The 26,320-nt window shown below is 64.1% G+C and carries 26 protein-coding genes, 2 tRNA genes and 1 pseudogene; 15 read left to right on the top strand and 14 right to left on the bottom strand.

Features of this window, described 5'->3' with window-relative positions; translation table 11 throughout:
- Nucleotides 1-3 precede the first annotated feature (3 nt).
- The 8 genes from AC4K8G_RS06490 to AC4K8G_RS06455 are packed head-to-tail and all read left to right on the top strand — an operon-like array spanning nucleotide 4 to nucleotide 6,947.
- Nucleotides 4-843 (top strand): serine hydrolase, encoded by an 840-nt coding sequence (locus AC4K8G_RS06490; protein ID WP_491733345.1) that lies wholly within the window; start codon nucleotides 4-6, stop codon nucleotides 841-843.
- Nucleotides 843-1,265 (top strand): 23S rRNA (pseudouridine(1915)-N(3))-methyltransferase RlmH, encoded by a 423-nt coding sequence (locus AC4K8G_RS06485; RefSeq protein WP_491733344.1) that lies wholly within the window; start codon nucleotides 843-845, stop codon nucleotides 1,263-1,265. The genes AC4K8G_RS06490 and AC4K8G_RS06485 overlap by 1 nt, the downstream gene beginning before the upstream one ends.
- A gap of 4 nt (nucleotides 1,266-1,269) precedes the next feature.
- Complete coding sequence (locus AC4K8G_RS06480; protein WP_491733343.1) at nucleotides 1,270-2,448, top strand: murein hydrolase activator EnvC family protein; 1,179 nt, start codon at nucleotides 1,270-1,272, stop codon at nucleotides 2,446-2,448.
- A gap of 33 nt (nucleotides 2,449-2,481) precedes the next feature.
- A complete protein-coding gene (locus AC4K8G_RS06475; protein ID WP_491733342.1) occupies nucleotides 2,482-3,825 on the top strand; it encodes a S41 family peptidase in 1,344 nt (447 codons plus the stop codon).
- A gap of 6 nt (nucleotides 3,826-3,831) precedes the next feature.
- Nucleotides 3,832-4,359, top strand: coding sequence for a disulfide bond formation protein B (locus tag AC4K8G_RS06470; RefSeq protein ID WP_491733341.1), 528 nt, complete (start codon nucleotides 3,832-3,834; stop codon nucleotides 4,357-4,359).
- Nucleotides 4,356-4,892 (top strand): demethoxyubiquinone hydroxylase family protein, encoded by a 537-nt coding sequence (locus tag AC4K8G_RS06465; protein WP_491733340.1) that lies wholly within the window; start codon nucleotides 4,356-4,358, stop codon nucleotides 4,890-4,892. The genes AC4K8G_RS06470 and AC4K8G_RS06465 overlap by 4 nt, the downstream gene beginning before the upstream one ends.
- A gap of 54 nt (nucleotides 4,893-4,946) precedes the next feature.
- Nucleotides 4,947-5,348 (top strand): hypothetical protein, encoded by a 402-nt coding sequence (locus AC4K8G_RS06460; RefSeq protein ID WP_491733339.1) that lies wholly within the window; start codon nucleotides 4,947-4,949, stop codon nucleotides 5,346-5,348.
- A gap of 51 nt (nucleotides 5,349-5,399) precedes the next feature.
- A complete protein-coding gene (locus AC4K8G_RS06455) occupies nucleotides 5,400-6,947 on the top strand; it encodes a peptide MFS transporter (protein WP_491733338.1) in 1,548 nt (515 codons plus the stop codon).
- Here the strand turns inward: AC4K8G_RS06455 and AC4K8G_RS06450 are convergent.
- The gene (locus tag AC4K8G_RS06450; RefSeq protein WP_491733337.1) at nucleotides 6,944-7,438 is read right to left on the bottom strand and encodes a pyridoxamine 5'-phosphate oxidase family protein; all 495 of its coding nucleotides are present in this window, start codon (nucleotides 7,436-7,438) and stop codon (nucleotides 6,944-6,946) included. The two genes, AC4K8G_RS06455 and AC4K8G_RS06450, sit on opposite strands and share 4 nt — an antisense overlap.
- A gap of 142 nt (nucleotides 7,439-7,580) precedes the next feature.
- On the opposite strand from AC4K8G_RS06450, the gene AC4K8G_RS06445 reads away from it, so the two are divergent.
- Together AC4K8G_RS06445 and AC4K8G_RS06440 are read left to right on the top strand one after the other, a co-directional pair.
- Entirely contained in the window at nucleotides 7,581-8,825 is a 1,245-nt protein-coding gene (locus AC4K8G_RS06445) for a putative DNA modification/repair radical SAM protein (protein ID WP_491733336.1), read from the top strand.
- Between the two features lie 19 nt (nucleotides 8,826-8,844).
- Nucleotides 8,845-10,272, top strand: coding sequence for a UdgX family uracil-DNA binding protein (locus AC4K8G_RS06440; protein WP_491734425.1), 1,428 nt, complete (start codon nucleotides 8,845-8,847; stop codon nucleotides 10,270-10,272).
- Here AC4K8G_RS06440 and AC4K8G_RS06435 read toward each other — a convergent pair.
- From AC4K8G_RS06435 to AC4K8G_RS06415, 5 genes are all read right to left on the bottom strand, one after another.
- Complete coding sequence (locus tag AC4K8G_RS06435; RefSeq protein WP_491733335.1) at nucleotides 10,269-12,371, bottom strand: TonB-dependent receptor; 2,103 nt, start codon at nucleotides 12,369-12,371, stop codon at nucleotides 10,269-10,271. The two genes, AC4K8G_RS06440 and AC4K8G_RS06435, sit on opposite strands and share 4 nt — an antisense overlap.
- 66 nt (nucleotides 12,372-12,437) lie before the next feature.
- On the bottom strand, nucleotides 12,438-15,854 hold the full coding sequence (gene smc, locus AC4K8G_RS06430; protein WP_491733334.1) for a chromosome segregation protein SMC: 3,417 nt from the start codon (nucleotides 15,852-15,854) through the stop codon (nucleotides 12,438-12,440).
- Between the two features lie 25 nt (nucleotides 15,855-15,879).
- Nucleotides 15,880-16,587 carry a thioredoxin domain-containing protein gene (locus AC4K8G_RS06425; protein WP_491733333.1) on the bottom strand — a complete coding sequence of 236 codons (708 nt, stop codon included), beginning with the start codon at nucleotides 16,585-16,587 and terminating at the stop codon, nucleotides 15,880-15,882.
- A complete protein-coding gene (locus tag AC4K8G_RS06420) occupies nucleotides 16,587-17,339 on the bottom strand; it encodes a DsbA family protein (RefSeq protein ID WP_491733332.1) in 753 nt (250 codons plus the stop codon). The genes AC4K8G_RS06425 and AC4K8G_RS06420 overlap by 1 nt, the downstream gene beginning before the upstream one ends.
- A 5-nt stretch (nucleotides 17,340-17,344) precedes the next feature.
- Nucleotides 17,345-17,893: a DUF721 domain-containing protein gene (locus AC4K8G_RS06415; RefSeq protein ID WP_491733331.1), complete on the bottom strand. Its 549-nt coding sequence runs from the start codon at nucleotides 17,891-17,893 to the stop codon at nucleotides 17,345-17,347.
- Between AC4K8G_RS06415 and AC4K8G_RS06410 the strand changes: the two genes are divergently transcribed.
- Entirely contained in the window at nucleotides 17,892-18,923 is a 1,032-nt protein-coding gene (locus AC4K8G_RS06410) for an A/G-specific adenine glycosylase (protein WP_491733330.1), read from the top strand. The two genes, AC4K8G_RS06415 and AC4K8G_RS06410, sit on opposite strands and share 2 nt — an antisense overlap.
- A 73-nt stretch (nucleotides 18,924-18,996) precedes the next feature.
- Nucleotides 18,997-19,662, top strand: a complete 666-nt coding sequence (locus tag AC4K8G_RS06405) for a c-type cytochrome (RefSeq protein ID WP_491733329.1) — start codon at nucleotides 18,997-18,999, stop codon at nucleotides 19,660-19,662.
- Between the two features lie 4 nt (nucleotides 19,663-19,666).
- Here AC4K8G_RS06405 and AC4K8G_RS06400 read toward each other — a convergent pair whose 3' ends face one another.
- Nucleotides 19,667-20,566: an LOG family protein gene (locus AC4K8G_RS06400; RefSeq protein ID WP_491733328.1), complete on the bottom strand. Its 900-nt coding sequence runs from the start codon at nucleotides 20,564-20,566 to the stop codon at nucleotides 19,667-19,669.
- A gap of 150 nt (nucleotides 20,567-20,716) precedes the next feature.
- Between AC4K8G_RS06400 and AC4K8G_RS06395 the strand changes: the two genes are divergently transcribed.
- Nucleotides 20,717-21,409, top strand: a complete 693-nt coding sequence (locus AC4K8G_RS06395; RefSeq protein WP_491733327.1) for a pirin family protein — start codon at nucleotides 20,717-20,719, stop codon at nucleotides 21,407-21,409.
- Nucleotides 21,410-21,534: 125 nt separating this feature from the next.
- Nucleotides 21,535-22,746 carry a hypothetical protein gene (locus tag AC4K8G_RS06390; protein ID WP_491733326.1) on the top strand — a complete coding sequence of 404 codons (1,212 nt, stop codon included), beginning with the start codon at nucleotides 21,535-21,537 and terminating at the stop codon, nucleotides 22,744-22,746.
- 2 nt (nucleotides 22,747-22,748) lie between these two features.
- Here the strand turns inward: AC4K8G_RS06390 and AC4K8G_RS06385 are convergent, their stop codons facing one another.
- From AC4K8G_RS06385 to AC4K8G_RS06355, 7 genes and pseudogenes are all read right to left on the bottom strand, one after another.
- On the bottom strand, nucleotides 22,749-23,366 hold the full coding sequence (locus AC4K8G_RS06385; RefSeq protein ID WP_491733325.1) for a DNA-3-methyladenine glycosylase family protein: 618 nt from the start codon (nucleotides 23,364-23,366) through the stop codon (nucleotides 22,749-22,751).
- Nucleotides 23,366-24,109 (bottom strand): 23S rRNA (guanosine(2251)-2'-O)-methyltransferase RlmB, encoded by a 744-nt coding sequence (rlmB, locus tag AC4K8G_RS06380; protein WP_491733324.1) that lies wholly within the window; start codon nucleotides 24,107-24,109, stop codon nucleotides 23,366-23,368. The genes AC4K8G_RS06385 and rlmB overlap by 1 nt, the downstream gene beginning before the upstream one ends.
- 32 nt (nucleotides 24,110-24,141) lie before the next feature.
- Nucleotides 24,142-24,570, bottom strand: a complete 429-nt coding sequence (locus tag AC4K8G_RS06375) for a hypothetical protein (RefSeq protein ID WP_491733323.1) — start codon at nucleotides 24,568-24,570, stop codon at nucleotides 24,142-24,144.
- Nucleotides 24,571-24,616: 46 nt separating this feature from the next.
- The gene (locus AC4K8G_RS06370; protein WP_491733322.1) at nucleotides 24,617-24,964 is read right to left on the bottom strand and encodes a hypothetical protein; all 348 of its coding nucleotides are present in this window, start codon (nucleotides 24,962-24,964) and stop codon (nucleotides 24,617-24,619) included.
- A 465-nt stretch (nucleotides 24,965-25,429) separates the two neighbouring features.
- Nucleotides 25,430-25,639: pseudogene (locus tag AC4K8G_RS06365) on the bottom strand (helix-turn-helix transcriptional regulator); the annotation flags it as partial.
- A gap of 168 nt (nucleotides 25,640-25,807) precedes the next feature.
- Nucleotides 25,808-25,893: transfer RNA gene (locus AC4K8G_RS06360), tRNA-Tyr, on the bottom strand.
- Between the two features lie 162 nt (nucleotides 25,894-26,055).
- Nucleotides 26,056-26,129, bottom strand: a tRNA-Gly gene (locus AC4K8G_RS06355).
- A 46-nt stretch (nucleotides 26,130-26,175) separates the two neighbouring features.
- On the opposite strand from AC4K8G_RS06355, the gene AC4K8G_RS06350 reads away from it, so the two are divergent.
- Nucleotides 26,176-26,304 (top strand): hypothetical protein, encoded by a 129-nt coding sequence (locus AC4K8G_RS06350; protein ID WP_491733321.1) that lies wholly within the window; start codon nucleotides 26,176-26,178, stop codon nucleotides 26,302-26,304.
- Nucleotides 26,305-26,320 lie beyond the last annotated feature (16 nt).

The raw sequence follows: 26,320 nt of genomic DNA, 5'->3' as shown, positions 1-26,320 counted from the left end.
GACATGCGATTTATTGCTCTTTGGCTTTCGCTTCTCGCGTTTGTCGCGCAGCCGGTTGCTGCTGCGAGCTCGCCGAGCATGTCGAACCTGGAGCAACGCCTGAACTATCTCGTCGCTGGTAAGTCCGCTGACGTTGGGATCGCCGCGCTCGACCTCAACACCGGTGAGACGGTGAGCATCAAGGGCGACACGCCCTTCCCGATGGCCAGCACGGTCAAGGTCGCGGTCGCCGCGCTGTATATGGCGCAGGTCGATCACGGCCGCCGCAACCTCGACGACACGATCAACGGAACGCCGGTGCGATCCTTGATGGCGCGCATGCTGATCCACAGCGACAATCGCGCGACCGACATCATTCTCAAGGATCTTGGCGGACCAACCGCGCTTCACGATTGGCTGAAGGACAATGGCATTCGCGGGCTCCGCGTCGACCGGACCATTGCCCAGCTCCTGAGCGCCAAGCGCGATCTGTTCGACCATCGGGATTCAAGCACGCCGACCGCGATGGTCGACCTCTTGAAGCGCATCTACAAAGGCGAGCTAATTAGGCCCGAGAGCCGCAATTACGTGCTCGGCCTGATGGCTCAGTGCGAAACCGGCAAGAACCGGATGAAAGCGTTGCTGCCCGGCGTTCCGATCGAGCACAAAACGGGCACGCTCAACGGGCTCGCCGACGACGTCGGTTTCCTGACGATGCCTGACGGCCATCGAGTTGCGGTCGCCATCTTCACTCGCGGCGGAAGCGACCGTCCGCGCACGATCGCCGAAGCTGCAAAGGCCATCTACGACGGATTCAAGACCGCATTTACCTGGCCGTTCGGCGCACCGGCTTTCTCGAGGTAGTGCTTCTTCACATCGTCGCGCGAGGAAAGATCGGCCGCTCTCCCGAGGCCGATCTGGTCGACCGCTATTTGAAGCGGATCGCCTGGCCGACCAAGGTGACCGAGCTTCCCGACCGCGGCGGCAGAATCCCCGAGCTTCCCAGTAACAGCGTTACCATCGCCCTCGACGAGCGGGGGAAGGCCCTGCCGTCGTCCGAGCTCGCAAAAAATCTCGAAACCTGGCGGGACGCGGGAAAGCGCGAGGCGCGCTTCGTGATCGGCGCGGCCGACGGGCATGACGACCAACTGCGACGCGATGCTGACCTGCTGTTGTCGTTCGGGGCCGCAACCTGGCCACACCTACTGGTTCGGGCAATGCTCGCCGAGCAACTGTTCCGCGCCACCTCCATCCTTGCGAACCATCCCTATCATCGGGAAGGATAGGGTCGTGAGGCTTACACTCGTCATCATCGCTCTGCCGCTGCTCCTGGCGGGCAGCGCATTGGCTCAGGACGCCGGACCCCCACTGGATGAACAGGTCAGGGCGGCACGGGCGGAGCAAGCTGCGGCGAACGCTGAAGCCGCAAAGCTCGAGAAGCTGGCCGCAAAGGCCCAAGGCGAAGCCGATCGCCTGCGTGCGCAGCAGGCGGCCGCGGCTCAAGGAATAGAAGCGGCCGAAGCCCGGATCACCGCCGCCGACGCGCAAGCGCGCCTCGCCGCCGCTTATATCACCGCCCGTCGTCACGCCCTTGTGGAGCAGCAGCGGCCAGCCTCGCTGTTGCTGGCCGGTCTCGCCGTTATGGCGCGACGTCCTCCTCTGCTGGCGCTGGCCGATGGCGGCGGCACCGACGAGCTCGTGAAGGTCCGGATCCTGCTCGATTCCACCTTGCCTACTATCAGGGCGCGCTCGGCCCGCCTTTCGGCGCAGATTGAGGAGGGTCAGCAGCTGCAGCGGACGCTTGCCGAGGCCCGTGTTGAGATGGAGCGAAGCCGCAAGGACCTTGTCTTGCGCCGCCAGCAGTTTGCGGGACTCGAGCAGAAAGCGATCGAGCAATCGCTGGCGGCTGGAGGACGTGCATTGGCCGCCGGGGACGTTTCGCTGGCCAGCGGCGAGCAGGCGGCCATGCTGCAAGACGCTCAATCGGCAAGGCGGTCGGCAGCCGCTCTCGCGAGAGCGTTAGCAACATTGGAAGCTGCGCCGCCGCGGCCCGCTGCGGGGGAAGGGGCGCTCACGAAGCCTCCATTCGCCTATGCGCTGCCGGCCAGTGCTCCGATCACCGAAGGTCTCGGCAGTGTAAACTCGAGCGGCGTGCGGTCACGCGGCCTGACGATGGCGACGGTGCGGGGCGCGACTGTCACCGCGCCAGGTGACGGGACCGTGCGCTTCTCAGGGCCGTTCCGCGATTATGACGGGGTGCTGATTATTGACCATGGCGGCGGCTGGATCAGCTTGTTGGTCAATGTGTCGTCCAACCTTCGGCTGGGCGACCGGGTTCGCTTGGGCGATGAAGTCGGGCGGGCGCTCGGACCCCTGCTAGTCGAATTGTCCCAAAACGGGCGTCGAATTTCGCCTGCCCTCATCGCAGGTTCATCTGCAACCCTGTCAAAGAATGGCAAAGGCGGTTAGATGCGTCAGCCGCACCCACTAGGACGCGACCCGATGAAATTCACCCCCAAGCTTCTTCCGCCGCTCGCGCTCGTCGGAGCGCTCGCTTTGGTGCCTGTCACTGCGACGTCGTTCGCGGCGGCCGACACGACGAATTACCAAGAGCTCGAGAAGTTCATGAGCGTCTACGAGCGAGTGAAGGCCAATTATGTCGACAAGGTCGATGACCACACGCTGATCAAGGGCGCGATCGACGGTATGCTGTCGGCGCTGGACCCGCACAGCTCGTATGCGGAATCGAGCGATTTCGACCAGCTCAAGGCGACTACCGACGGCAATTATGGCGGGCTTGGCCTCACCGTCTCAATGGAAGACGGCATCGTAAAGGTCATCGCGCCGACCGAGGACACGCCGGCCTGGCGCGCGGGCATCAAGTCCGGCGACTACATCACTCACATCAACGGCGAGTTCCTCAACGATCTCACCCTGGATGAGGCCGTCTCCAAGATGAAGGGCGATCCCGGAACCAGCGTGAAGCTCACCATCATCAGGCCCGGCCGCGATAAGCCGCTGGATATCAGCCTGGTGCGCGAGCGGATCGAACTCCACCCCGTCAAGTGGGAAATCAAGGACGGGATCGGCATCATCAACATCAACACCTTCTCCGGCAACGTTGCCGACGCCACCAAGTCGGCGCTGCTGTCCATCGACAAGGCCACGGGCGGCAAGCCGCTAGGCTACATCGTCGACCTGCGCTCGAACCCGGGCGGCCTGCTCGACCAGGCCGTCGACGTCAGTGATGCCTTCCTCGACAGCGGCGAGATCGTCTCGCAGCGCGGACGCGAGAAGGACGACATCGAGCGCTATTATGCGCGGCCCGGCGATATGGCCCACGGCTTGCCGGTGATCGTGCTCGTCGACGCGGGTACGGCCTCAGCCTCCGAGATCGTGGCCGGTGCGTTGCAGGACCATCGCCGTGCTCTGATCATGGGCGAGAAGAGCTTCGGCAAGGGCTCGGTGCAAACCGTGGTCCAGACAGGCCCTGAGAGCGCGCTGCGGTTGACTACCGCGCGCTATTACACGCCTTCGGGCCGGTCGGTGCAGGCGGGCGGAATCGATCCGGACATCGCCGTGCCGCAGCTGTCCGACGAGGATTACAAAGATCGGCGCGTTGTCCGTGAGGCCGACCTTCGCCGTCACCTCCTCGCGCAGGCGAACGTCGAGGACAAGCTCCTCGAGAAAGACGACATGACCGACCCGCGGTTCACGCAAACGGCCGCCCAGCTCCAGAAGCAGGGCATCAAGGACTTCCAGCTCGATTACGCGCTGAAGACCCTGAAGCGTCTAACCGGACCAGTCACAACAGCGTCGGCCGATCTTCCGAAGAAGACCCGCTAGGGCCGGATGAGCGACGCAGTGGCTGTTCCGGCGCGGACGTCTGCTCCGTTTTCTCCGGCATCAGCCGCGCGGCTGATCGCTTTCCTGCTTCCGTTCTCGCTCCTCGCCGGAGCCTACGGTTCGCAATATCTCGGCGGGCTTTACCCGTGCGAGATGTGCTGGTGGCAGCGCTACGCCCATTTCGCCGCGCTGGTGCCCGCGGTGCTCGCCTTCACAGCGCCGGCCGATACATCCCGCACGCGCAATCTCGTGCTGCTGGCCGCTTTCGCCATCGCGGTGTCGGGCGTGATCGGCGTCTATCACGCCGGGGTCGAAGCCAAGATCTTCGAGGGCTTCACCACCTGTACGGCGGAGTTCAAGCCCGGCGGCAGCACCGCTGATCTCCTCAAGCAGATCACCCATGCGCCGTTGGTTCGCTGCGATGAGGTGCAATACCGCTTCCTCGGTATTTCACTCGCGGGGTGGAATGCCATCCTGTCCCTGGGCGGCGCCGCGGCGATCTTGTTCCTGAGCATCAAGCGGCGCCGCGGATGAGCGGTTGGCGCCCCGGCGACCGGCGCGCCGACAGTGATTCAATGCTGCGTGTCGACCAGGCCGGCGAATATGGCGCGACCCGCATCTACGCCGGCCAGCTGGCGGTCCTTCGGCGCAATTGCCCAGAGGCAAAGCTCGTCGCGCGCATGGCCGAGCAGGAGCAGCGCCATCTGAAACGCTTTAACGCGTTGATGGCGGGTCGCCGCGTGCGCCCGACTGCCCTCCAGCCCGTCTGGAATGTCGCCGGCTTCGCGCTTGGTGCGGTGACCGCCCTGATTTCCGAGAAAGCGGCGCTTGCCTGCACCGACGCCGTCGAAACCGAGATCGACCGCCATTATGGCGAGCAGCTGGACGCACTTGGGCAGGACGATCCGGAGCTCGCAAGCGACATCGAAGAGTTTCGTGCCGACGAGCTCGAGCACCGCGACAGCGCGCGTGAGGCCGGAGCAGCCGATGCGATCGGATATCCTGTCTTGACTGCGGCCATTCGTGCCGGTTGCAGGGTAGCCATCGAGCTTTCAAAGCGCATATGAGGAACTTCGCGCGGGTCTCGCCCGCTGAAGCGTTGGAAAGGACGCGTTAGCACCATGACCAGGCTGATGATTTCGCTAGCCGCAACGGCCGCCGCGACAGCAGCAATCTGGGGTCCCCCGGCTTCGGCCCAGTCCCCGCAGAATTCGATCGCCGAGATTATCGTTTTCGGCACCGATCCGTGCCCGCGCTCGACCGACGACCAGATCGTGGTCTGCCGCCGGGTGCCGGAAAGCTATCGTTACAGGCTGCCGGATTCCTATCGCCCGAACGGCACGCCGCAGCAGAAAGACTCGTGGGCCAATAAGGCCAGAGTGCTCGAGACGGTTGGATCGACCGGGATTAACAGCTGCTCTCCGGTGGGTCCGGGCGGTTACACCGGGTGCCTAACGCGCGTGATCAAGGAAGCGCGCGAGCAGCGCAAGCAGTCCAACGAGGATTCGATTCCGCCGCAGTAGCCCGTGCGTCGGGGAGGGGTCCCCGTAGCAGCAAATAGGGGAGAGCCACGCATGAGTGTTGCCGAAGCAACGCCCGACCTGGAGCAGGTCGACCGCAACGACCGCGCCTTCCTCGGACATCCCAAGGGGCTTGGCTTTCTCGGCTTCACGGAGGCCTGTGAGCGCTTTTCTTATTACTCCATGCAGACGCTGCTCGCGCTGTACATGGTCAATTACTTACTTCTGCCCGAACATATCGGCGGCGTTAACGGCCTCGCCTGGCTGCGCACTTGGCACTACCCCGGGCTGGACGGCCAGCCGCTCTCTTCGGCGATATTCGGCGACTATACCTCGCTCGTATATTTGATGCCGATCCTTGGCGGCATCATCGCGGACAAGCTGACCGGCCGTCGAATTGCCCTGATCGCGGGCGCGCTAGTTATGGCGTTCGGCCACTTCCTGATGGCGTTCGAAGGCGCGTTCCTGTTTGCACTGCTCGCGCTGATCGTCGGCGTCGGATTGTTCAAGGGCAACATCGCGACGCAGGTCGGAGAACTCTATTCCGAAAGCGACCTGCGGCGCGCCATGGCGTTCCAGATCTTCTACATCTTCATCAACGTCAGCGTGATCGCGGCACCATTGGTGTCGGGCACGTTGGGCCAGGAAGTCGGCTGGCACTATGGCTTCGGCTGCGCGGGCGTCGTCATGGTCCTTGGCCTGATCATCTACCTGTGGGGGAAGAATTGGCTGCCGGCCGACCTTGAAGTCGCAAATCGTGACCAAAAGCAGTTGATCGGTCGGGTCAGCGCCGGCGCAATCGGCATCGCGGCGCTGGTGGTCGCTTGGCTGTTCGTCTCCAGCTTCCTCTTCTCATCGTGGCTCACCGGAACCTTGTCCGGCCTCGTGATGGTGGGCGCGCTTTACTGGTTCCTGACAAGAAACCTAAGCCGTGGCGACCGTTTTTGCGTGATGCTCCTGTGCATATTGATCCCGGTGCTGGCGATCTCGCTCCTTACCAACCAGGAGATTTTCAACGCCTACCTGATCTGGGGCGACCAGCAGTTCAATCTGCAATTCATGGGCCGTACCATGCCGTCGAGCTGGCTCATCACTCTCGATGCGACGCTCAGTTTCTCGATGCTCGTCGCCGTCGCCGTCTTCTGGAAGTGGTGGAGCGTCCGTCATCGAGAGCCCGACGAGATCACCAAGATCATTATCGGCAGCGCTTTCACGATCGCCGGCGGCGTGTGCCTGTTCATGGCCGCGCTGACGCAGCCCGATGGCGGTAAGATCGGCCTGTTCTGGCCATTCATGTTCCACTTGCTGAACAGCATCGGCTTCGCGCACATCCTTCCGGTCAGCCTTGCACTGTTCACGAAGATTGCGCCCAAGCAGATCACCGCGACCGTGATCGGTCTGTATTACCTGGCGTTCTTCGCGGCCAACAAAGCCGTGGGATACGTCGGCGGCCTATATTCGAGCCTGCCGACTACGACTTTTTGGCTGATCCATATCGCCAGCGCGGTGTTCGGCCTGGTCGCGTTCGCGATCTTCAAGGCCGTGCTCGGCAAGCGCATGGCCGGGACTGGCGTTCGCGAGCAGGCCGAAGCGCTCAGCTAGTAGCTGACCTCGGTCACATGCTCCTTCATGCCGGCCTCGGGCTTGCGGCCAAGGAGCTTGTTGAAAACGGGCTTCAGAAAACCGGTGACGTTGCTCTCCCAGATCTTCACGTCCTCGATCTGGAAGCGAACCAGCGCAAGTTTTGGATCGTCCTTTCCCTCGTACCATTCGGCGACGATCGGATTCCACAGGCGGTCTATCGTTGCGCGATCGTTGACGATTTCGAGCGTGCCGCGAAGGCTGGCGAAAAGGTCGTGGCCCTTCGCCGAATAAGTCGCGATGGCGCGGTTGGACTGGCCCATCGCACGGGTGAAATCATGGTCGTTGGCGGTGAAGATCCACACGATCCCGGCTTCGCAATCCAGGTCCTCGAACTGGGCGGTCATCGGCTGGGTCGCACCATCACGGGCGCCCTCGATGCCGAGCATTAGGAAAGGGCTGCTGTTCAGTTCGCTCCAGAACTTCTGTTCGATCTCGCGTTCGTCGGACATCGCAAATCTCCTGCTGGTCTGGCGAACCAACGGTTCCGCGCGCCGGCCCGTTCCGGCATACGGGCTTTAGGCTAGGTCAACCCGTCGCGGGGGCTAAGCTATTGTATTGCAAGGTCTCATGAGAGAACATATTGAGAACGATATGGCTCAGCTCGACCTTCAGGCAAAGCTCGCGATTCTTGCCGACGCGGCCAAATATGATGCTTCCTGCGCCTCTTCCGGAACGTCCAAGCGGAACAGCCGTGGCGGCGCGGGAATCGGGTCGACCGATGGCATGGGCATTTGCCATGCCTACGCGCCTGACGGCCGTTGCATTTCGCTTCTAAAAATCCTGCTGACGAACAGCTGCATCTTTGACTGCGCTTATTGCATCAACCGCAAAAGCTCGAACGTGCGGCGGGCGCGGTTCACGGCGGATGAGGTCGTTCGGCTGACCCTCGCCTTCTACAAGCGCAATTATATCGAGGGGCTGTTTCTCTCGTCCGGCATTATCCGCTCGTCCAACTACACGATGGAGCAGATCGTGGAGGTCGCGCGAAGCCTGCGCGAGGATCATGATTTCCGCGGCTACATCCATTTGAAGACCATCCCTGACGCGGATCCGGAGCTGGTCCGGCTGGCCGGTATCCATGCCGACCGCGTCTCGATCAACGTCGAGCTTCCGACCGAACGTGGGCTGACCGAACTCGCGCCCGAAAAAAGCGCGGGCCAGATCGCGTCCGCCATGGGTGATATGAAAGCGTCCATTGTTGCAGCAACCGATGAGTCGAAGCGGTTCAAGTTCGCGCCGAGCTTCGCGCCTGCCGGCCAGTCGACCCAGATGATCGTCGGGGCCGATGCTGCCAGCGATGCCGACATCGTCGCCAAGGCGAGCAGTCTCTATGATCGATATGGGCTGCGCCGCGTCTATTATTCCGCCTTCTCGCCGATCCCAGACGCGAGCGCCGTCCTGCCGTTGAAGCGGCCTCCGCTGATGCGTGAGCACCGCATCTACCAGGCTGATTGGCTGATGCGCTTCTATGGATTTGCGAAACAGGAAGTGCAGGGCGCGACCGACGCGCAAGGCATGCTGCCGCTCGATATCGACCCCAAGCTCGCCTGGGCGCTCAAGCATCGAGAGACATTCCCGGTCGATGTGAACCGCGCCCCGAAGGAGCTGCTGTGGCGGGTGCCGGGGCTGGGCACCAAGGCCGTCGAGCGGATCCTTGCGTCGCGCAAATGGCGTCGGCTCCGCCTCGACGATGTTGCGCGGCTCACGCTCTCGATCGCCAAGGTTCGGCCGTTCATCAGCGCTGCCGACTGGCGGCCCACCCTGCTGACCGACCGGGCTGATCTGCGGGCGCTAGTCGCGCCGAAGAAACAGCAACTGGAGCTGTTCGCAGGCTGACGTGCTTCGCGAAGGTCTCATGGTCGACGCTCATCGCGTCACATTGTCCGCGCCGGACGATTTCGACGGGTGGCGAGATGCAGCGCGCGACCTCGCCGAAGCCGGGGTGCCAGCGGAGGCCGTGGTGTGGCGCGTCGAAGGCGAACCGGCAGACCTGTTCGGGTCTGACGCGCATCAGCCCGCGGCTCCAAGCTTTCCGGTGCCGCGCGCGTTCGTCGACCTGGCCAAGGCCGCGATTTGCCATTCCGATCCGGAACGGTTCGCGCTGCTTTACGCAATACTGCTTCGGATCAAGAGCCACCGTCACGCAATCGATGATGCAGCCGATCCGTTGGTGCGGCGGCTTCACGAGCTGGCGAAGGCCGTTCGCCGCGACGTGCACAAGATGCACGCGTTCGTCCGCTTCCGGGAAATCGACGGAAGGTTCGTCGCCTTCTTCGAACCCGAGCACCACATCGTGCGGCGGGCCGCGAGTTTCTTCGTCAATCGCTTCACCAATATGCGGTGGTCGATCCTGACCCCCGAGTTGTCGATCCATTGGGATGGCGAGCGACTGGAGGAAGGCCCCGGCGCGACCCGCGCCGACGCCCCGGCCGACGATCCGCTCGAGGAGATCTGGCGGACCTACTATACCAGCATCTTCAATCCGGCGCGGCTGAAGGTCGGTGCGATGCTCAAGGAGATGCCAAAGAAATATTGGCGAAACATGCCCGAGACCTCGCTCGTTCAGCCGTTGATAGCGACTGCGCGCAACCGGGAGTTGGAGATGATCGATCGCTCCGTCGCCAGGGAAGGGTTGAAGCACGCGCTCGAGGCGGAGCGGGAGATCGTCCCCGGCTCCAACCTGCGCGCGGCATGGGAGGCGTTGTTCAAGGATGCGCGCAAATGCACGCGTTGCGACCTCTACAAATGCGCGACCCAGACCGTGTTCGGCGAAGGCCCGCTCGATGCAGCAATTATGTTCGTTGGCGAACAACCGGGCGACCAGGAAGATATTGCGGGGCGGCCATTCGTCGGTCCGGCCGGCGCCTTGTTCGACGCTGCGCTGGAGAAAGCCGGGATCGACCGGTCCGGCGTTTACGTCACCAATGCAGTGAAGCATTTCAAGTTCGTCCAGCGCGGCAAGCGGCGTATCCACAACAAGCCCGATGCCGGCGAAATCAGTGCATGCAAATGGTGGTTGGAACACGAGCGCGAGCTCATCCGCCCGCCTGTCACGGTGGCGCTCGGTGCGACCGCCGCGCGTTCGCTGATCGGCAAGGTCGTGACCATCTCCAAGGTTCGCGGCGAGCCGCTCGCGCTCGGCGATGGCAGCGAGTGCTGGGTCACGGCGCACCCGAGCTCGATTCTGCGCGCGCCCGACGAGGACGCCCGCGAGGAAGGCAAGAGGCTGTTCCTTCGCGACCTCAAGCGGATCAAGGCGCGGGCGGAGGAACTGGTTCGTTAGAAGCTGTAACCGAGCGTTGCCTTGACCGAGCGCGGAGCGCCGGGCGCGATGTTGTTATCGCTGTTCGCAGTCGAGAAATAATGCGCGCCGAACAAATTCTCGACATTGACCTGCGCCTCGATTCCGCCGGGCAATTTGTAGAACAAAGCAGCGTCCACGCGGGCATAACCCGGGAGCTTCACCGCGTTGCTGATCGTCGCGTAGGATTTGGACCGCGCGATCACGCCGAGACCGACACCAATGCTCTTGGTCAAATCGTAGCGATTCCACAGCGAGAAACTATGGCGCGGTACCAGCGGCACTTCCCGGCCGGCCGGCGCAGCCGTGGTCGTCTCGGTGATCTTGGCCTTCTGCAGGCTGTAGCCTGCCGAGACCATCCAGCGGCTGGTGATGCTCCTTTCCAGGCCCAGCTCCAGCCCGCGGCTGCGCTGCTCGCCAGTGAGCACGGTTTTTGCCGGATCGGTCGGATCGGTCGCCCGGGTGTTGCTCCGCGTCAGCTGATAGATTGCGGCGGTCGCCAGCAGGCCATCGAGGACCTCCCACTTGGCGCCGGCCTCGATATTGTCGAAGCGCTCGGGCTTCAGGCCTGCGGTGATGTCGGTCAAACCGCTGAACTGGTCGCCCGACTGCGGCAGGTAGGAGCGGCTGAAGCTCGTATAGAGCGAGAGTTTGTCCATCGGCTTCAGAATAAGGCCGAAGCGGGGCGACCATAGGTTGTCGCGACGGTCGAACCGCCCGCCAGCGGCGCGCAGGTCGTCGACGTCGACCTTGAAGCTGTCGAAACGAAGCCCGGCGACGATTTCGATCCAGTCCGCGGGGCGCAGCTGCTCCTGGATGTAAGCGGCAGCAACGGTTGCCTTGACCTTGTTGTCGGCATCGCTCGGCAGCGGGGTCCAGATCACGTCGACGTCGACGGTCGGGTCGGTGACCGGAACCCTGTTTCCGCCGACGATCGAACCGGTCAGGCGCTTGTTACGCGACTTTTCGCGGCCAAGCTCAAAACCGACGAGCAGGGTCTGGTCGATGCCGGCAAGCCGGTTTTCCCAGATGAGGTCGGTCTGGCTGAAGAGGTTCTGGCGGTCGTTCGCATTATTGTAGGCGCCAAGTGTGACCAGCCCGGTGCTCGGGTTGAAGCCACTCGGGTAAATGTTCTGGTAGAATTTATCATAGTCGCCGAACATCGTCCGGTTGCGCAGGGTAAGCCCGCCGCCGAAATCGTGCTCGACTGCGACTGTCGCCAAGTGCACGTCGGCGCGCGACCAGCTGTCGTCCGGATCGCCGAAGAAAGTGCGGCGATAGCCTTTGAGCGGTTCGTCGCCATTGGCCGGAACGCCGCGATCCGCGGTTCGGCGATCGTGGAAATATTCGTAGCTCAAGTCGATGCGGGTGTTCGGCCCGGCGAGGATCGCGGCGGTGGGATTGATGCCGTAGCGCTTAAGGTCGACGTGGTGGCGGAAGCTGTCTCCGTCCTCGTACATCGCATTGAGGCGAACGCCGGCACTGGCGCTCAAAGGCTGGTCGAAATCCCCGGTCAGGCGATAGCCGCCGAAACCGTCGACCGAGGCAGTGAGCTGGCGATAGGCGCTGAGGCTCGGTCGTTTGAGCACCCGATTGACGATCCCGCCGCCGCCGCCGCGGCCGAAGATCATCGCGTTGGGACCCTTCAGCACCTCGACCCGGTCGACGTTGTAGAAGTCGCGGAAATACTGGACGTCATCGCGAACGCCATCGACGAAGAAGTCTGCCGTGCTCGAATTTCCGCGCAGGACGATCTGGTCGCGGTTGCCTTCGCCCGAGCCATATGAAGCGCCGGGGACGAAGTTCAGGAGGTCGGCGACCGAGCGAAGCTGCTGGTCCTCGATCTGGCTTTCGGAAACGACGGTAAGGGCCTGCGGGATGTTCTTGATGTCGGTCGGGGTCTTGGTGGTCGTGCTCGTCGCGCGGACGCCATATTCGACGCGCTGGCCGGTGACGACGATCTCCGGTGCTGCCGCAGCAGCGGCCGCGGCGCTTGCGTTGGCGGTGGCGTCAGCGGCGTAAAGTGGTGAAGAACCGCAGGCCGCGACGGCGGCGAGCGGGTAGAGCATCAGGCGGTCCATGCGTTCCCCTTTGAACGATGGCTGAGGCTCTAGTGTTATTGATAGTCATTCGCAATAGCAGAAATATCACTCCGCCGCGAGCAGAGTCTCCGCGCCGCTAAGGTCGACTGAAACGAGGCGGCTGACGCCTTTCTCGATCATGGTCACGCCGTAAAGGCGGTGCATCCGGCTCATCGTTACCGCGTTGTGAGTGACGATCAGGTAGCGGGTGTCAGTCTCCTGCGTCATCTTCTCGAGCAGCTCGCAGAAGCGCTCGACATTGGCGTCGTCGAGCGGCGCGTCGACCTCGTCGAGCACGCAGATCGGTGCCGGGTTGGTGAGGAAGATCGCAAAGATCAGCGCAATCGCAGTTAGTGCCTGTTCGCCGCCCGACAGCAGGGTGAGTGTCGACAGGCGCTTGCCCGGCGGCTGCGCCATGATCTCAAGCCCGGCCTCCAGCGGATCGTCGCTTTCGACCAGCTCGAGATGCGCCTGGCCGCCCTCGAACAAGGTAGTGAACAACCGGCGGAAGTGGGCATCGACTTTCCCGTAGGCGTCGAGCAGCCGCACACGGCCCTCTCGGTTGAGATTGCCGATCGATCCGCGCAGTCGATTGATCGCCTGGGTCAGTTCCTCGGCTTCCTCGGCGCCGCGCGTGCGGTTCTCGTCGAGTTCGGCAAGCTCGGTTTCGGCGACAAGATTCACTGGCCCAATACGCTCGCGCTCCGCGGTCAGTCGCTCGAGGCTTGCTTGTTCTTCATCGGCATTTCGTGGCGCGTCCGCGTCGAACTCAAGTCTTTCGGGCAGACGCTGCGGCACGCATTCGAACTTCTCGACGGAGGCGCGGGCGAACTCCGCGCTGCGGGCCTGCTGGGCCTCGGCGCGGGCGGCGGCGGCGGCGCGGCGCTCCCGGGTGTCGGCCGACCGCTCGTTGGCGGCCGATACTTTATGCGCGGCGGCGACGACCGCCTCCTCGGCTTCGCGCTCCGCCGATGCGGCTTCACCGATCCGCACCTGGCTGTCGTCGTTGGCGCGCTCGAGATCAGTAATCTTGGCGTCCAGCTCCGCCGGTTCGAGTTCCAGCTCGGCACGCTCGGCAGATTGCTGGGCCTGGCGTTCGACCGCCTGGGCGAGACGCTGGTCGGCCTCTTCCTCGCGCTTGCACCAGTCTGCCTGCTCGCGGGCGGCCGCGCTTGACCGTTCACGGTCCGCAGCAGTCTCGCGCGCCTTGGTGGCGGCCTCGGCCCGCTTATCGGCCACAACGGTCGCGGCGGTCGCGGCGGTCGCGCGTGCGGCTTCGACCTTATGCTCGAGCGCAGCCGGATCGGGCAATGCCGCCAGCGAACGCTCGGCGGTAGAGACGGCATCGGCCGCAGCAGCCAACACTGGCTCGAGGTCGGCCTGGCGCTGCGCATAACCTTCGCGTTGCGCTTCGATCCGCTCGAGCGCCGCAGTCGCGACATCGATCGCGCGAGCGGCATCGCGCGCGTCGCGCTCGGCGGCCAAAGCCGCGTGACGCGCGGCTTCGCTCGCCGCCCGGCATTGCTCCATCGCGACCAGCGCAGCATCCCGCTCGGCAAGCGCGTCGGCGACTGCAGCCTCAAGCGCCGGAAGCTCTGCCGCGATTTCGGCAAGGCGGTTGGCCCGGAGCAAGCGTTCCGCAGCGGCGGCGCCGGAGCCGGATGCAATGAATCCGTCCCAGCGACGCAGGCGCCCATCCATGGTGACGAGTCGCTGGCCGACCGCCAGCTGCTCGCCCCCGTCCGCTTCAACAACCGCGACCTGCTTCAGGCGGCGGTGCAGCTCCTTCGGACCCGTCACGTGATCGGCGAGGCAGGTGGTTCCAGCGGGGAGGGCCGGGTCGGAGGCTTGCGCGTCGGAGCCATCCCAACGCCGCGGTGAATCGCCGCCGATCGCGGCGTCGACGTCTTCGCCAAGCGCCGCAGCAAGGGCGCGCTCGTAGCCCGGCTCCGCCTTGAGGCTGGCGATCGCGGCGCCGCCGCTATGTTCAAGCGCCCGGGCGAGCGCGTCATGCTCCGACCTCGCGGCAGAGAAAGCGGCGCGAGCTGTCGCAAGCTGGCTTTCGGCCTGGTCGCGGCGCTCGGCTGCCGCGCCCCGCCCATCGTCAGCCTCAACCCGGGCAGCCTCAGCCTTAGCAAGCGCTTTACCGGCAGCGCCCGCCTTCGCTTCGGCTTCTTCGCGCGCTTGATCCTGTTCGCTGCCGTCGCCGAGTGCACGGAGCTGGTCGGCAAGCTTGTCGCGTTCCTTCTCGGCGCGAGCATGTTGGGCGCGCGCGGCGTCGAGCGCGGCTTCGGCAACACGGCGTTCGGCCCGCATCGCAGCCTGTCGCGCGAGCAAATCGGCGAGCCCAGCCTCTGCCTCCCGCGACGTGCCTTCAGCGGCAGTCAGCTCGGTCGCGATTCGCGCCGAATGGCTTTCGGAATCTTCGAGCCGGGCGGCGATTGCGGAGCGCTCTTCATCAAGCAGCCGAATGGCGCGGGCTGCATCGACCTTGAGCGCTTCCTCGCGCGCGACATCTCCCCTCAGCGAGGCGTCGAGCCGGTCGAGTTCGGCCAGCCGGCGCGCGATCGTGTCGCGGCGGGCGCGGGCGCCGGCGAGCTGGTGTGCAAGAGCGTGCCCTTCCTCGCGGATCTCAGTCAGCGCGTTGCGCCGCGCGGTCAGTGCCTCGCTGGCGCGATCATGGGCAGCTTGAGCCTCCGCGATCGCCTGCTGGATCTTCTCGACTTCCTCGCCGGCGGCGCGCGCTTCGGCCGTCGCCGTTTCGGCAGCGCGCTCGGCTTCAACCCAGCGAGCGTGAAGCAGCCGCGCTTCAACGCCGCGAATTTGGTCCGTGAGCTTGCGATAGCGCTCGGCCGCGCGGGCCTGCCGGCGAAGCTGCGCGGCGCGCTGTTCCTGATCGCTGAGGATTTCACCAAGCCGCGCAAGATTGGCTTCGGCAGCACGCAGCTTCTGCTCGGCGTCCTTGCGCCGGGCGTGAAGGCCGGAGATGCCCGCGGCTTCCTCGAGCAGCATCCGGCGCTCGACCGGCTTGGCGGCGATGACCGCGCCGATCTTTCCTTGGCTGACGAGGGCGGGCGAGTGGGCGCCGGTGGCTGCATCGGCAAACAGCAGGGCAACATCCTTGGCGCGAACGTCGCGGCCGTCGATCCGATAGGCCGAACCGGCACCGCGCTCGATCCGGCGGGTTACTTCGCTTTCGCCAAGACCGCCTTCGTCGCCGGCAGTGCGCTCGAGCAGGATTGACACTTCGGCGAAGTCGCGCGGCGGCCGGCTCGCAGTGCCGGCGAAAATGACGTCGTCCATTCCTCCGCCACGAAGCGACTTCGGACTGGATTCGCCCATGGCCCAGCGAATGGCTTCGAGCAGGTTGGACTTGCCGCAACCGTTGGGGCCGACGACGCCGGTAAGGCCCGGCTCAATGCGAAGCTCGGCCGGCTCGACGAAGCTCTTGAAGCCGCTGAGCTTGAGCCGCCTGAGCCTCAACTCCTGGGTCCTCCTCGTGTCACCGTTAGCTTCGGCCGCCGGCCTTGCGGAGGAGCCGCTCAAGTTCTTCCCAAGTTGCTCCTTCAATCGTCTTGCCATTGATCATGAATGTCGGGGTGTGGTTAACCCCGGCACCGATGGCCGCCTGGGTCATATCGAGCAGGCGCTTGAGGCCCTTCGGATCCGCGAGACATTGCTTCGACAGCGCCGGAGTCAATCCGAACCGGGACGCGATAGCGGACATGCCCGCGATCTCAGCGTAGCGCTGAACACGCTGCTGGTCGGTCATGCTCTCGAGCGCCGCCTTGTCGGCGTCACTCATGTCGAGGAGCTTCTTTTGCCACTGCGGCTGCGTGTCGAAGACATAGGATGACATGGGAAAGAACCGTGCCGCACCCGCGCAATGTGCGAGCATGCTGATCGAAATGTCCGGGCCGTCGATCAGCAGGTTGCGGAACTCATAGCTCACCCGCCCGCTGCGGACATAGTTCTGGACGAGCGGCTTGAAGCCCGTCTGTTCGAAATGGCGACAATGCGGGCATGCGAGCGAACCATATTCGACCAGCTTCACGCGTGCATTCGGATTACCCATGCGAAAGCCGCCCTCGACCGTGGGGGCTACCGTCCGCGACCAGTCGCGCTTCGCCGCGACCTTCCCAGCCGAAAAGGCGGGGGTCGCGGCGCTTGGCATCAGCGCTGCCGCAACCAACAAAAGGGCAGCGCGGCGCATCATTATTTCAGCGCCTCGTCGAGCTCGGGTTGAAGCTTCTCCCAGCTCGCCGTGTCTTTCTGCATGGTGCCGTTGATGATGAACGACGGAGTGCCCTGGAAGTCAGGGTATTGATTGCTGACGTCGCTGACCAATTCGACTTCGTGGTCGATCATCTTCTCGTTCGCGAGGCACTGGTTGCTCTTGGCCTGCGGCAGTCCGCGAGCGGCAGCCCAATCCTGAAGCCCCATGAGCGTCGCCATGCCGACGAACGCCTGGTTCGGCGGGAGGTTCTGGATCTGGTTGACCTGGTCCTGCGGGGCCGCCTCGACCTTCGCCATCCAGGCATCCTGGTCCTTGTACCGCGCCTGCATCAGCGGGAAGAAGCTCTTGAGGTCAGCACAGCGAAGCACGAGGTTCGTCGCCATGTCGATCGGTCCGTGGATGACGTAGGGCCGGAACTCCCAGCTGACGTTCCCGGACTTCACGTATTTTTCGATCAGGGTCGGAACGCCATCGTCGTCGAACTTTTTGCAGTGGGGGCAAGACAGCGAGCCGATCTCGACGAGCTTCACCTTTGCGTTGGGGTTGCCCATCATGAAGCCGGCGGCCGTCTCATTGACCACATCGGCCCAGGTCCCGCCTGGCGGCGGATTGGCTTGCGTAATCTTGACGGTGTCGTTGACGGCGGGCGCGTTGCCTTGATCGGCACTCTTGTTGCAGGCGGCCAGCGCGAGGCTTGCGGTGGCGCAGGCGAAAATCACGGAAAGCTTCATGGGGGTCACTCACTCCGTTTGATCACGGGGATGGGTTCGATACCGTCCTCGACGGATGGCGCGCCGCTGCTAGCGGCAATTTTCGCCGCAAGCGACTCCAGACAGGCGCGAAGCTCGGGATCGGCAATTTCGCGCAGGCCTTCGCCCATCTCCTTGGGCACCGCGCGAAGCTGGGGACGCTCGATCGGCGCCGCCTGTGCCGGCTGCTTACCCTGGCGAAAGACGATCCGATTGATTGCCGCGTAACCGAAGAAGCGATTCACGCGCTCCATAATCATCGGGGTCAGGTGCTGGATCAGTGGTGCATGCGCGCCATCGACCAGCAAGGTCAGTGCGCCGCCGGCTCTCTTGCCCGCCGGGAAGCGGATCGATTCTGGTGAGGACACGCGCGCGTAGCGCTCACCGACGATTTCCGACCAGCGGCTGACGATCGAGCTCTGAATGAAGCCGAAGCGTTTGAACGACTGGCCGCCGACATCTCCGACGAGCTCGCCGGCTGAGCGCGGCCGGCAGCTGCGCGGACTATCGTCGTTATGAGCCTTTTGCTTCGCCATGGTGCAGCGAGCATGCCATAGCGGCCTAGTGACCGCCAATGCCGCGAAACTGCTGACCGAACATTATGTGGATAACTTCAGGCGGCTTCCGTGGCGCTCGCCGCCGGGTTTTCCACCGACCGATCCCTACCGGGTATGGCTGAGCGAGGTCATGCTGCAGCAGACCACCGTCGCAACGGTGGTGCCAAGGTACGAGCGATTCGTCGCGCGCTGGCCGACGATCGAGGCGCTTGCGGCCGCGCCTGACGAACAGATCATGCAGGAATGGGCCGGCCTCGGTTACTACGCGCGGGCGCGCAACTTGATTGCCTGCGCTCGCGAAGTGGCCCGCCGCGGTGGCTTTCCGACCACGGCCACCGAGCTTCGCGCGCTGCCAGGAATTGGCGCCTACACGGCCGCGGCCATTGCGGCGATCGCCTTCGGTGAAACGGCGGCTGCCGTCGACACCAATATCGAGCGGGTCGTGGCGCGGCTGAATGCGATCGCGAACCCATCGAGGATGCAGATCGAACAGCTGACTTTGGCGATGATGCCAGCCGATCGGCCGGGAGACTTCGTCCAGGCGACGATGGACCTTGGAGCGACTATCTGCCGGCCGAAGGTTCCGCGCTGCGAAGCCTGCCCGATCCGCGGTGAATGCGGCGCTTATGCATCGGGCACGCCCGATGCTTTCCCGGCACCGCGCAAGCGCTGCGCGCGTCCGCATCGCCACGGCGCGGCTTATTGGATCGAGCGCGATGGCTGCGTGTGGCTGGTGCGCCGGCCAGCCAAGGGCTTGCTCGGCGGGATGGCGGCGCTCCCCGGCGGCGAATGGAGCGAGGCTGTGGCAATGGCACCGGAAGAATATGGCGCCGTCCGCCACGTCTTCACGCATTTCTCGCTCGACCTTCACATCGAGCCGCGCCTTGAGCCGATTGGCGAGGGTTGGTGGCAGCCAATCGACTCGCTCGAACAAGCCGGATTGCCGACCCTCTATCGGCGAGCGGCGGAACTGGCATTGAGTCGAAAAGCGCTCCGCGCGGCGGCTTGAAGAAGGGCCGAGTCGCCCTTAAGAGCGCGGCAAATCCATTGCTCGCGCGCTTCCGAGAAAACAGGGAAACTTCATGGACGATCGCTTTAATACCATCGCCGGCTGGGTGCTGTTCGCTGGAATCATCGCCCTCGGTTCGTCGATCGTCGCGAGCGAGGCTTTCCACAGCGAGCGCCCGGAGAAGATGGGCTATCCGATCGAAGGCGTGGCGCAGGAGGGCGAGGGCGGTGCTGCGGCCGAGCAGCCCATCGAGGCCTATCTCGCCAAGGCCGACGCAGCGAAGGGCCAGCAGGTCTTCAACAAGTGCATGGCGTGCCACAACGCCGACAAGGGCGGCGCGAACCAGCTCGGTCCCAATCTGTGGGACGTGATCGGTGAGCCGATCGGGCAGGGCAAGGGCTTCGCTTTCTCCGATGCGCTGGCAAAGCATGGCGGGACGTGGAACTGGGACAACCTCGCTCAGTGGCTGAACAGCCCGAAGACGTTTGCGCCGGGCACAAAGATGACCTTCGCAGGCCTTAGCAATCCGCAGGATCGCGCCGACGTCATTGCGTTCCTGAATTCGCATAGCGATGCGCCCAAGCCGCTCCCGGCAGCGCCGGCGGCGGCAACTGCGGAAGCCAAGCCAGGCGAGGGGCCGGGCAACGGTCCGCAGAAGGCAGAGAAGGAGCCGGTACCGGCGACTAACGGACCAGCCGGCCAGGCCGCCGAAGCCGAAGCGAAGAAGCCGGGCGCTTAAGCGCTCATTCGGGCGGCCCGGTCTGTTCAGGCTGCGGCGCCGGATGCTCGGCGTAGTAATTCATCACAAAATCCCACGCCTCGGCGGCGTCCTCGCTCCAGTGGATGAGGTCGAGGTCGTGCGGTGAAATCACGCCCTCGTCGACCATTGCCTCGAAATTGACCACGCGGTTCCAATAATCGCGCCCGAACAGCAGGATCGGCAAAGGCCTGACCTTGCCGGTCTGGATCAAAGTCAGAAGCTCGAACATCTCGTCGAACGTGCCGTAGCCGCCGGGAAATACCGCGACCGCGCGCGCCCGAAGCAGGAAGTGCATCTTCCTCAGCGCGAAATAGTGAAACTGGAAGCTAAGATCCGGCGTGACGTAACGGTTGGGCAGCTGCTCGTGGGGGAGCACAATGTTGAGCCCGATCGATTCCGCGCCGACGTCGGCGGCGCCGCGATTGGCTGCCTCCATGAATGACGGGCCGCCGCCCGAGCAAACCACGAACTGGCGCTTCCCGTCCTCGTCGCAGCCGCAGTTGCTGGCAAGGCGAGCCAGCTCCCGCGCGATCTCATAATAAGGCGCCTTCGCCTTCAGTCGCTCGGCGATCGCTCGCTGCTGGTCGTTGGTCGCAGCAGCGATCAATGCGTCGGCCATTTCCGGTGAAGGCACGCGTGCCGACCCGTAGAAAACGAAGGTCGACCCGATGCTGGCTTCATTCAGGAACAACTCCGGCTTCAAGAGCTCGAGCTGGAAGCGGACCGGGCGCAAGTCCTCGCGGAGCAGGAACTCACTGTCCTGGAACGCGAGCTTGTAAGCCGCGCTTTCGGTTTGCGGGATCGAGGGGACGTGCTCGGCCGCCCGCGCATCGACCTTGGACGTTGGAAAGATGCGCTTGGGCGGGCGCGGTTGATCAGCCATGCCCGCCGGTTAGCGCCAAACTATGACAGCGTCACGAGGCGACCGTGCGCCGCTGCAAAAGCGATTTGCTGGTCACAGCGATGACACTTGATCGCTTGTTGGAGCGCGCCATTTCATCACGAAGACCACTTTAGACGGGGCAATTCTTCAATGATCGACGTCCGCAAATTCGACAGCCTCGGCCATGCCGACCACGGTTGGCTTAACGCCCGCCATCATTTCTCGTTCGCCAGCTATCACGACTCCGACCGCATGGGCTGGGGCCGGATCCGCGTGTGGAACGACGATCAGATCGCGGCCAAGAGTGGCTTCCCGCCGCACCCCCATCGCGACATGGAGATCGTGACCTACGTCCGCACCGGCGCGATCACGCACAAGGATTCGATGGGCAACCAGGGCCGGACCGGTGCCGGGGACGTGCAGGTGATGAGCGCCGGGACCGGCGTCACGCACGCCGAGTATAACCTCGAGGATGAACAGACGACCCTGTTCCAGATTTGGATCGAGACCGACAAGCCCTCTGCCAGCCCGAGCTGGGGTGCGAAGCCGTTTCCGAAAGATTCGCGCGCTGGAGCCTTCCAGTTGCTGGCGAGCGGCGACGAGGATGACGGCGCGCTCACCATCAACGCCGACGCGCGGATTCTCGGCGCTACGGTGAAGGCCGGCGAGTCGATCGCGGTCGATGCCGAGCCCGAACGTCACCTCTATCTCGTCCCCAGCGGCCGGATTCGCGTCAACGGGGTCGAAGCCGGCCCACGGGACGGCGTCGCCATCACCGGCGAGGATCGACTGACGATCGAAGCTGACGAGGATTCGGAGCTCGTCCTAGTCGACGCGCGCTAAATCGATCAAATCGCGCGGGTTTCTGACCCGTTCATCCAAGCTGTGCTTGAATAGCGGCTGCTTGATAGGCATGTGCCTGGCGCGCCGCACAAATTTTGGCGCGATTCACGCATGAGCGGGAGCAAATGAGGGCGGGTTTGCGCTTGGGATTCGGGTTATTGGCGGCAGCGCTTGCGCTGGCTGAAGTGCCCGCGCTTGCCCAGGATGCGAGCCAGGCAACGACCAACACTCCGGCGACGGATTCGATCGGCCCGCGCGAGCTGCAGAATTTCAGCATCGACGGAACCGTCACCCGGCCCGCGGACCCGCAACCCGCCGCTCGACCGCCGAGCCGCCCCTCGACCGCGGCGACCCAGCAATCCGCCCGCGAAACGCCATCGCCCGCACACCGCGCGGCTGATGCCGAGCCGCGAGCAACCGCGCCGGAACCGCGATCGACAGCCCGCCCCGTCACCGAACCGACCCGCGAAACGGCCTCAAGACCGCCGGTCACCGTTCCCCTGCCGAAGCTGCAGGACGATTCGCCTCGTGGCGCTTCGGCGATACCGGCTGCAGCGCCGGGCCTTGCCGATCCGGAACCCGCCAGCGTCAATCTCGTGCCCGAACGCAAGATGTCGCTCCTTCCGTGGCTGGCTGCGGCCATTGCGCTTGGCGCGGGGGCGGCCTTCCTCTTCTATCGCCGCAGGCACGGCCGCGAGGCTTTCGCCGGGGGCCCGCAGATCGATGCCTTCCGCGCGCCGGAGCCGATTGCGCCAACCCCTGCACCCGCGCCTGCACCGCAACCTCAGCCGGCCGCGCGAGAGCGTCCACCCTCGTCCATTCCCGGGCTGGTCTCGACCCGTCTCCGCCCGTGGGTGGATTTTGGCTTCCAGCCGCTTCGCTGCATTGTCGAGGACCACCAGATCACCGTCGAGTTCGAACTGGAGCTGATGAATTCCGGAAACGCGCCCGCCCGGGCCGTGCTGGTCGAAGCGACCTTGTTCAACGCCGGGCCCAATCAGGAAGCCGAGATCGGGGCGTTCTTTGCCAGCCCGGTCGGTGAAGGGGAGCGGATCAACGCGATCCAGCCGATGAAGCGGATGACGCTTCGTCCGAAGGTGTCGATCCCGCGTGAGCTCGTGCAGGTGTTCGAGGTCGGCGGCAAACAGGCGTTCGTCCCGGTCATCGCCTTCAACGCCCTTTATCGTTGGCCGAGCGGGGAGGGCCAGAGCTCCGTCAGTTACCTGATCGGCCGCGACACGCAGGGCGACAAGCTGACGCCGATCCGCCTCGACCTTGGCCCGCGCATTTTCCGCGGCCTTGGCTCGCGCCTGCTGCCGACTGCTCTTCGCAAGTAGGTTTAGAGAACCGCGCTGTTGTAGCTGTGCCAGGCGAGCACGGCGGCCGCACCGCGATACGGGCTCCACGATTCGGCGAGTTCGCGAAGCTGCTTCTCGGTCGGCTTCTCCTTGAGGCCCATCAGCCGGCCAAGCTCGATCTGCACAGCCAAATCGCCCGCGGGAAAGACATCTGCGCGCCCCTCCGCAAACAGCAAATAGATCTCGGCTGACCAGCGGCCGATGCCTTTGATCTTGGTCAGGAGCGCGATCGCCTCCTCATTGTCCGAGGGTAGCGAGGCGAGATCGAGCTCACCCGACAGCACGAGGCTAGCGAGGCTTCGGATATAGCCCGACTTCTGGCGTGACATGCCGGCCGCGCGCATGTCCTCGTCGCTGGCGGCGAGCAGAAGATTGAGGTCGGGAGGGGAGCCGAAGGCGGCTTCCAGCTTGTTCCACATCGATCGCGCCGCGGCCACACTGACCTGCTGGCCGACGATCGTTCGAAGCAGCGTCGTCGCGCCGGGTTCGCTGCTTCGCGGTTCAGGAATGCCATGCTGCTCGATCACGCGCGCAAAGGCAGGCTCGCGCTCGGCGAGCGCTTTGGCGTGAGTTTTGATGCTGCTCTTGCTTCGAACCATCAGGCGATACTCGCCGCGTAAAGCGCGACCGCGGCTGCGTTGGAGACGTTGAGGCTTTCCACCGAGTCGGTGATTGGCAACCGCGCCAGCGCGTCGCAATGCTCGCGTGTGTTGGGCCTGAGCCCTGCTCCTTCCGCGCCTAGAACCAACGCGACCCTGGCCGGTCCGAGAGCCTCGCGAAGGTCAGTGTCGGCATCGCCCGCGAGGCCGATGCGCCAGAAACCAGCGTTACCGATCTCTTCGAGGGCTCGAGCCAGGTTTACGACGCGGGCCCACGGCACGCGCTCGAGCGCACCCGATGCGGCCTTGGCGACCACCCCGCTCTCCGGGGGAGAATGACGATCCTGAGTGACGATGCCGATCGCTCCGAAGGCGGCAGTTGAACGGAGAATGGCCCCGACATTATGAGGGTCGGTAACTTGGTCGAGAACGAGCAAGACGGCCCGATCGGGCGCGTTGTGAAGGATGTCGTCGAGCCAGGCATCGTCAAGCGGCTCAACCTCGATCACGACGCCTTGGTGCGGAGCATCGTTCGGGACGAGGCGGCCGAGGTCCGAGACGTCCGCGAGCGTCACCGCAACGTCCTTCGGAAATTGCATGAACGATGCCGCATCGCGCGTTGCCCAGGCCTTCACGACCTTCCGGCTGGGGTTATCCAGCGCGGCAGCGACCGCATGCTTGCCCCACAGTCGCGGGCGCATCGGCGTGCCATGGCTTTGGTGCGATTTTTTGCGTCGGCCCATGAGCGACCGCTTAGCCGCGTGGCCGCGCGAGTCTAGGTACCAGTCGCTTCCTCATGGGAACCGCGGGCCCGCTGCTGGCTTCGCCAGACAGCGACGGCGAGGATGATCTGGATGGGGTAACTCCATGATCGAAGTGCGACTGCATAGGCGATCGGGACCAGCTGATCCTCCCACGCCCTCAAGAGATGACCAAAGCTGGTCGTGAGTTGGAGCCCGCTTATCCAAAGGGGCCAGAAGCGATCGGATTTCAATGCCACGGCGGTGAACGCGCAAAAGGTGAGGACATCCACAATCAGGACGCCCATCTCGACGTGGGTGTATCGAGAGACGAGCGCATAAGAAGCGAACGACGCGATCAAGGTCACGACCGCGATCACCTGCGCGTCACGCGTGCCACGCAATAATGCGTAGCCACACGAGCCTAGCAGCAGCAGGTTAAAGATGATTAGGCGGGCGGTCATCGAAGGGGACCGGACACCGGCAAGGGTGCCCGGTCAAGCTCCCATGCTAGGCGACGATACGGAGATCGACGCGCGCGCCCTTCGGGTCGGGGCAATCCCCTTCGTCACCGTAGGATACGGTGCGCAGGCCGGGCACCTTGCCTTTCGCAACGACCAGCTCGCTGTGGCAGCTGACAATTGATCCGCGAGCGGAGATGAGGCTGCCAAGCGCCGCGGAAAGCTCCTGAAGCACGGCGTGGATCGGCGCGGGTCCGACGCGCGCAACCGAATTCACGTGCATAACACGGCTCTGCAACTCGGCCACCTCCGCCAGCGTGGTATCGATCGCGTCCTCGACAGTGCGAACCTGAGTTGCCACCTCAAAAGCGGCGTTTTCGATCATTTGTTTGCGCATCACTGCTCCTTCTCCGGAGCGCACCGCGCCGGAGTGATGATCGGTCCGATATGGAGTCGGGTCTGGCTAGCTTTTGAGCAGCCTGGCGAGGCTTTCGAGTCCGGCAAGGTACATGCCTGCCGAAAACGCTGCTCCGATCGCGATCGCCGCAATCCAGAACAACCTCTGGCCGACACTCATCTCATTCCGGGGGTTGCTCCTCGTTGCGAACGGCAATTGCAGGGAAGACCGGAATGAAACGGGCCTCTGCTCGGTAAGGAAACCTGCTCCCCCGGTCCCCCCTGCGCGGTCAGCGTGCCGAATCTGATGACTGACCGCGGCCTCTGGGTGACCGGATTGGAAGGCGCCGGGAATGTGCGGCGATTGATGTATCAAACGCTGATATGGCCCGCTGTACCGCGCCACGAGGCGGGCAGCCTGCGAGCGGCGCTCCACACCGAGGATAGCGAGCGCCTGCCGGACGCGCTGATCAACGGTGTGCGGCGAAATCTTGAGCTCGGTCGCAATTTCCTTGGACGAAAGGTGCTGGTCGACCAGGCGCAAGCAATCGAGCTGGCCGGCGCTTAGCCGCGCGACGCGCTGCGCGACCGGATCATCAGCGGGAGGCTGAGGCTCCTGGTCATTGTCAGGCAAGCCGTCCGATTCGTCCAAATTGATCCTCACCGCGCGCAGCATCAAACGCTTACTCCCCGAGCACCGAGTCCGTTCAGCTTCTAGGTTATCCCGCGCAGTTTCGCCAGATTTTCAACGATTTTGGACGATTCTTGATGAATCGGTCATTAGTTATGAGCCACCCGGAAGTGCTGCCGGCGGTCTACCCAAACCTAGATCAGTCAGCAGGATTGGTGGAGAGGGCTGGATTCGAACCAGCGTACGCTTGCGCGGGCAGATTTACAGTCTGCTGCCTTTAACCACTCGGCCACCTCTCCACGAGGTCATGCGGGTTCGCATGTGGGCAGGCGGGCCATGTGGCGGCACTGCCTTTGCGTGTCAACGCGGGGAAACGCGAAGAGTTGTCGCGGGCGAATTGTCGCCCCTTCGCTTCGCTGCGGGCGCTCCAAAATTCAACCATCCCCCGGATGGTCACATTTTGGAGCGGGTGAAGGGAATCGAACCCTCGTCGTAAGCTTGGAAGGCTTCTGCTCTACCATTGAGCTACACCCGCTTGGCCGTCGCCAATGCCATTAGCGCGCTGAACGCGTCAACCGCGAGTGTTGACCGGGGCGGCGCCGCTGGCCTACCACGCGATTCGCATGACGAACCTGGTTGCCATCGCTGCAAGCTCGACCGCTCACCTGTGGTGGCGCGGCTGCACCCTTGCGGCGCGATGGCGCGACTGATCGACTAGCTTCTTTC

The organism is Sphingomonas sp. SP3 (assembly GCF_058514305.1).
This window is presented reverse-complemented; position numbering and strand designations above follow the sequence as displayed.

Coding starts and splice junctions, on each gene's coding strand:
- AC4K8G_RS06490 (WP_491733345.1), top strand. CDS start 4: ATGCGATTTATTGCTCTTTGGCTTTCGCTTCTCGCGTTTGTCGCGCAG.
- AC4K8G_RS06475 (WP_491733342.1), top strand. CDS start 2,482: ATGAAATTCACCCCCAAGCTTCTTCCGCCGCTCGCGCTCGTCGGAGCG.
- AC4K8G_RS06470 (WP_491733341.1), top strand. CDS start 3,832: ATGAGCGACGCAGTGGCTGTTCCGGCGCGGACGTCTGCTCCGTTTTCT.
- AC4K8G_RS06465 (WP_491733340.1), top strand. CDS start 4,356: ATGAGCGGTTGGCGCCCCGGCGACCGGCGCGCCGACAGTGATTCAATG.
- AC4K8G_RS06460 (WP_491733339.1), top strand. CDS start 4,947: ATGACCAGGCTGATGATTTCGCTAGCCGCAACGGCCGCCGCGACAGCA.
- AC4K8G_RS06455 (WP_491733338.1), top strand. CDS start 5,400: ATGAGTGTTGCCGAAGCAACGCCCGACCTGGAGCAGGTCGACCGCAAC.
- AC4K8G_RS06450 (WP_491733337.1), bottom strand. CDS start 7,438: ATGTCCGACGAACGCGAGATCGAACAGAAGTTCTGGAGCGAACTGAAC.
- AC4K8G_RS06445 (WP_491733336.1), top strand. CDS start 7,581: ATGGCTCAGCTCGACCTTCAGGCAAAGCTCGCGATTCTTGCCGACGCG.
- AC4K8G_RS06440 (WP_491734425.1), top strand. CDS start 8,845: ATGGTCGACGCTCATCGCGTCACATTGTCCGCGCCGGACGATTTCGAC.
- AC4K8G_RS06435 (WP_491733335.1), bottom strand. CDS start 12,371: ATGGACCGCCTGATGCTCTACCCGCTCGCCGCCGTCGCGGCCTGCGGT.
- AC4K8G_RS06425 (WP_491733333.1), bottom strand. CDS start 16,587: ATGATGCGCCGCGCTGCCCTTTTGTTGGTTGCGGCAGCGCTGATGCCA.
- AC4K8G_RS06420 (WP_491733332.1), bottom strand. CDS start 17,339: ATGAAGCTTTCCGTGATTTTCGCCTGCGCCACCGCAAGCCTCGCGCTG.
- AC4K8G_RS06410 (WP_491733330.1), top strand. CDS start 17,892: ATGGTGCAGCGAGCATGCCATAGCGGCCTAGTGACCGCCAATGCCGCG.
- AC4K8G_RS06415 (WP_491733331.1), bottom strand. CDS start 17,893: ATGGCGAAGCAAAAGGCTCATAACGACGATAGTCCGCGCAGCTGCCGG.
- AC4K8G_RS06405 (WP_491733329.1), top strand. CDS start 18,997: ATGGACGATCGCTTTAATACCATCGCCGGCTGGGTGCTGTTCGCTGGA.
- AC4K8G_RS06400 (WP_491733328.1), bottom strand. CDS start 20,566: ATGGCTGATCAACCGCGCCCGCCCAAGCGCATCTTTCCAACGTCCAAG.
- AC4K8G_RS06395 (WP_491733327.1), top strand. CDS start 20,717: ATGATCGACGTCCGCAAATTCGACAGCCTCGGCCATGCCGACCACGGT.
- AC4K8G_RS06390 (WP_491733326.1), top strand. CDS start 21,535: ATGAGGGCGGGTTTGCGCTTGGGATTCGGGTTATTGGCGGCAGCGCTT.
- AC4K8G_RS06385 (WP_491733325.1), bottom strand. CDS start 23,366: ATGGTTCGAAGCAAGAGCAGCATCAAAACTCACGCCAAAGCGCTCGCC.
- rlmB (WP_491733324.1), bottom strand. CDS start 24,109: ATGGGCCGACGCAAAAAATCGCACCAAAGCCATGGCACGCCGATGCGC.
- AC4K8G_RS06375 (WP_491733323.1), bottom strand. CDS start 24,570: ATGACCGCCCGCCTAATCATCTTTAACCTGCTGCTGCTAGGCTCGTGT.
- AC4K8G_RS06370 (WP_491733322.1), bottom strand. CDS start 24,964: ATGCGCAAACAAATGATCGAAAACGCCGCTTTTGAGGTGGCAACTCAG.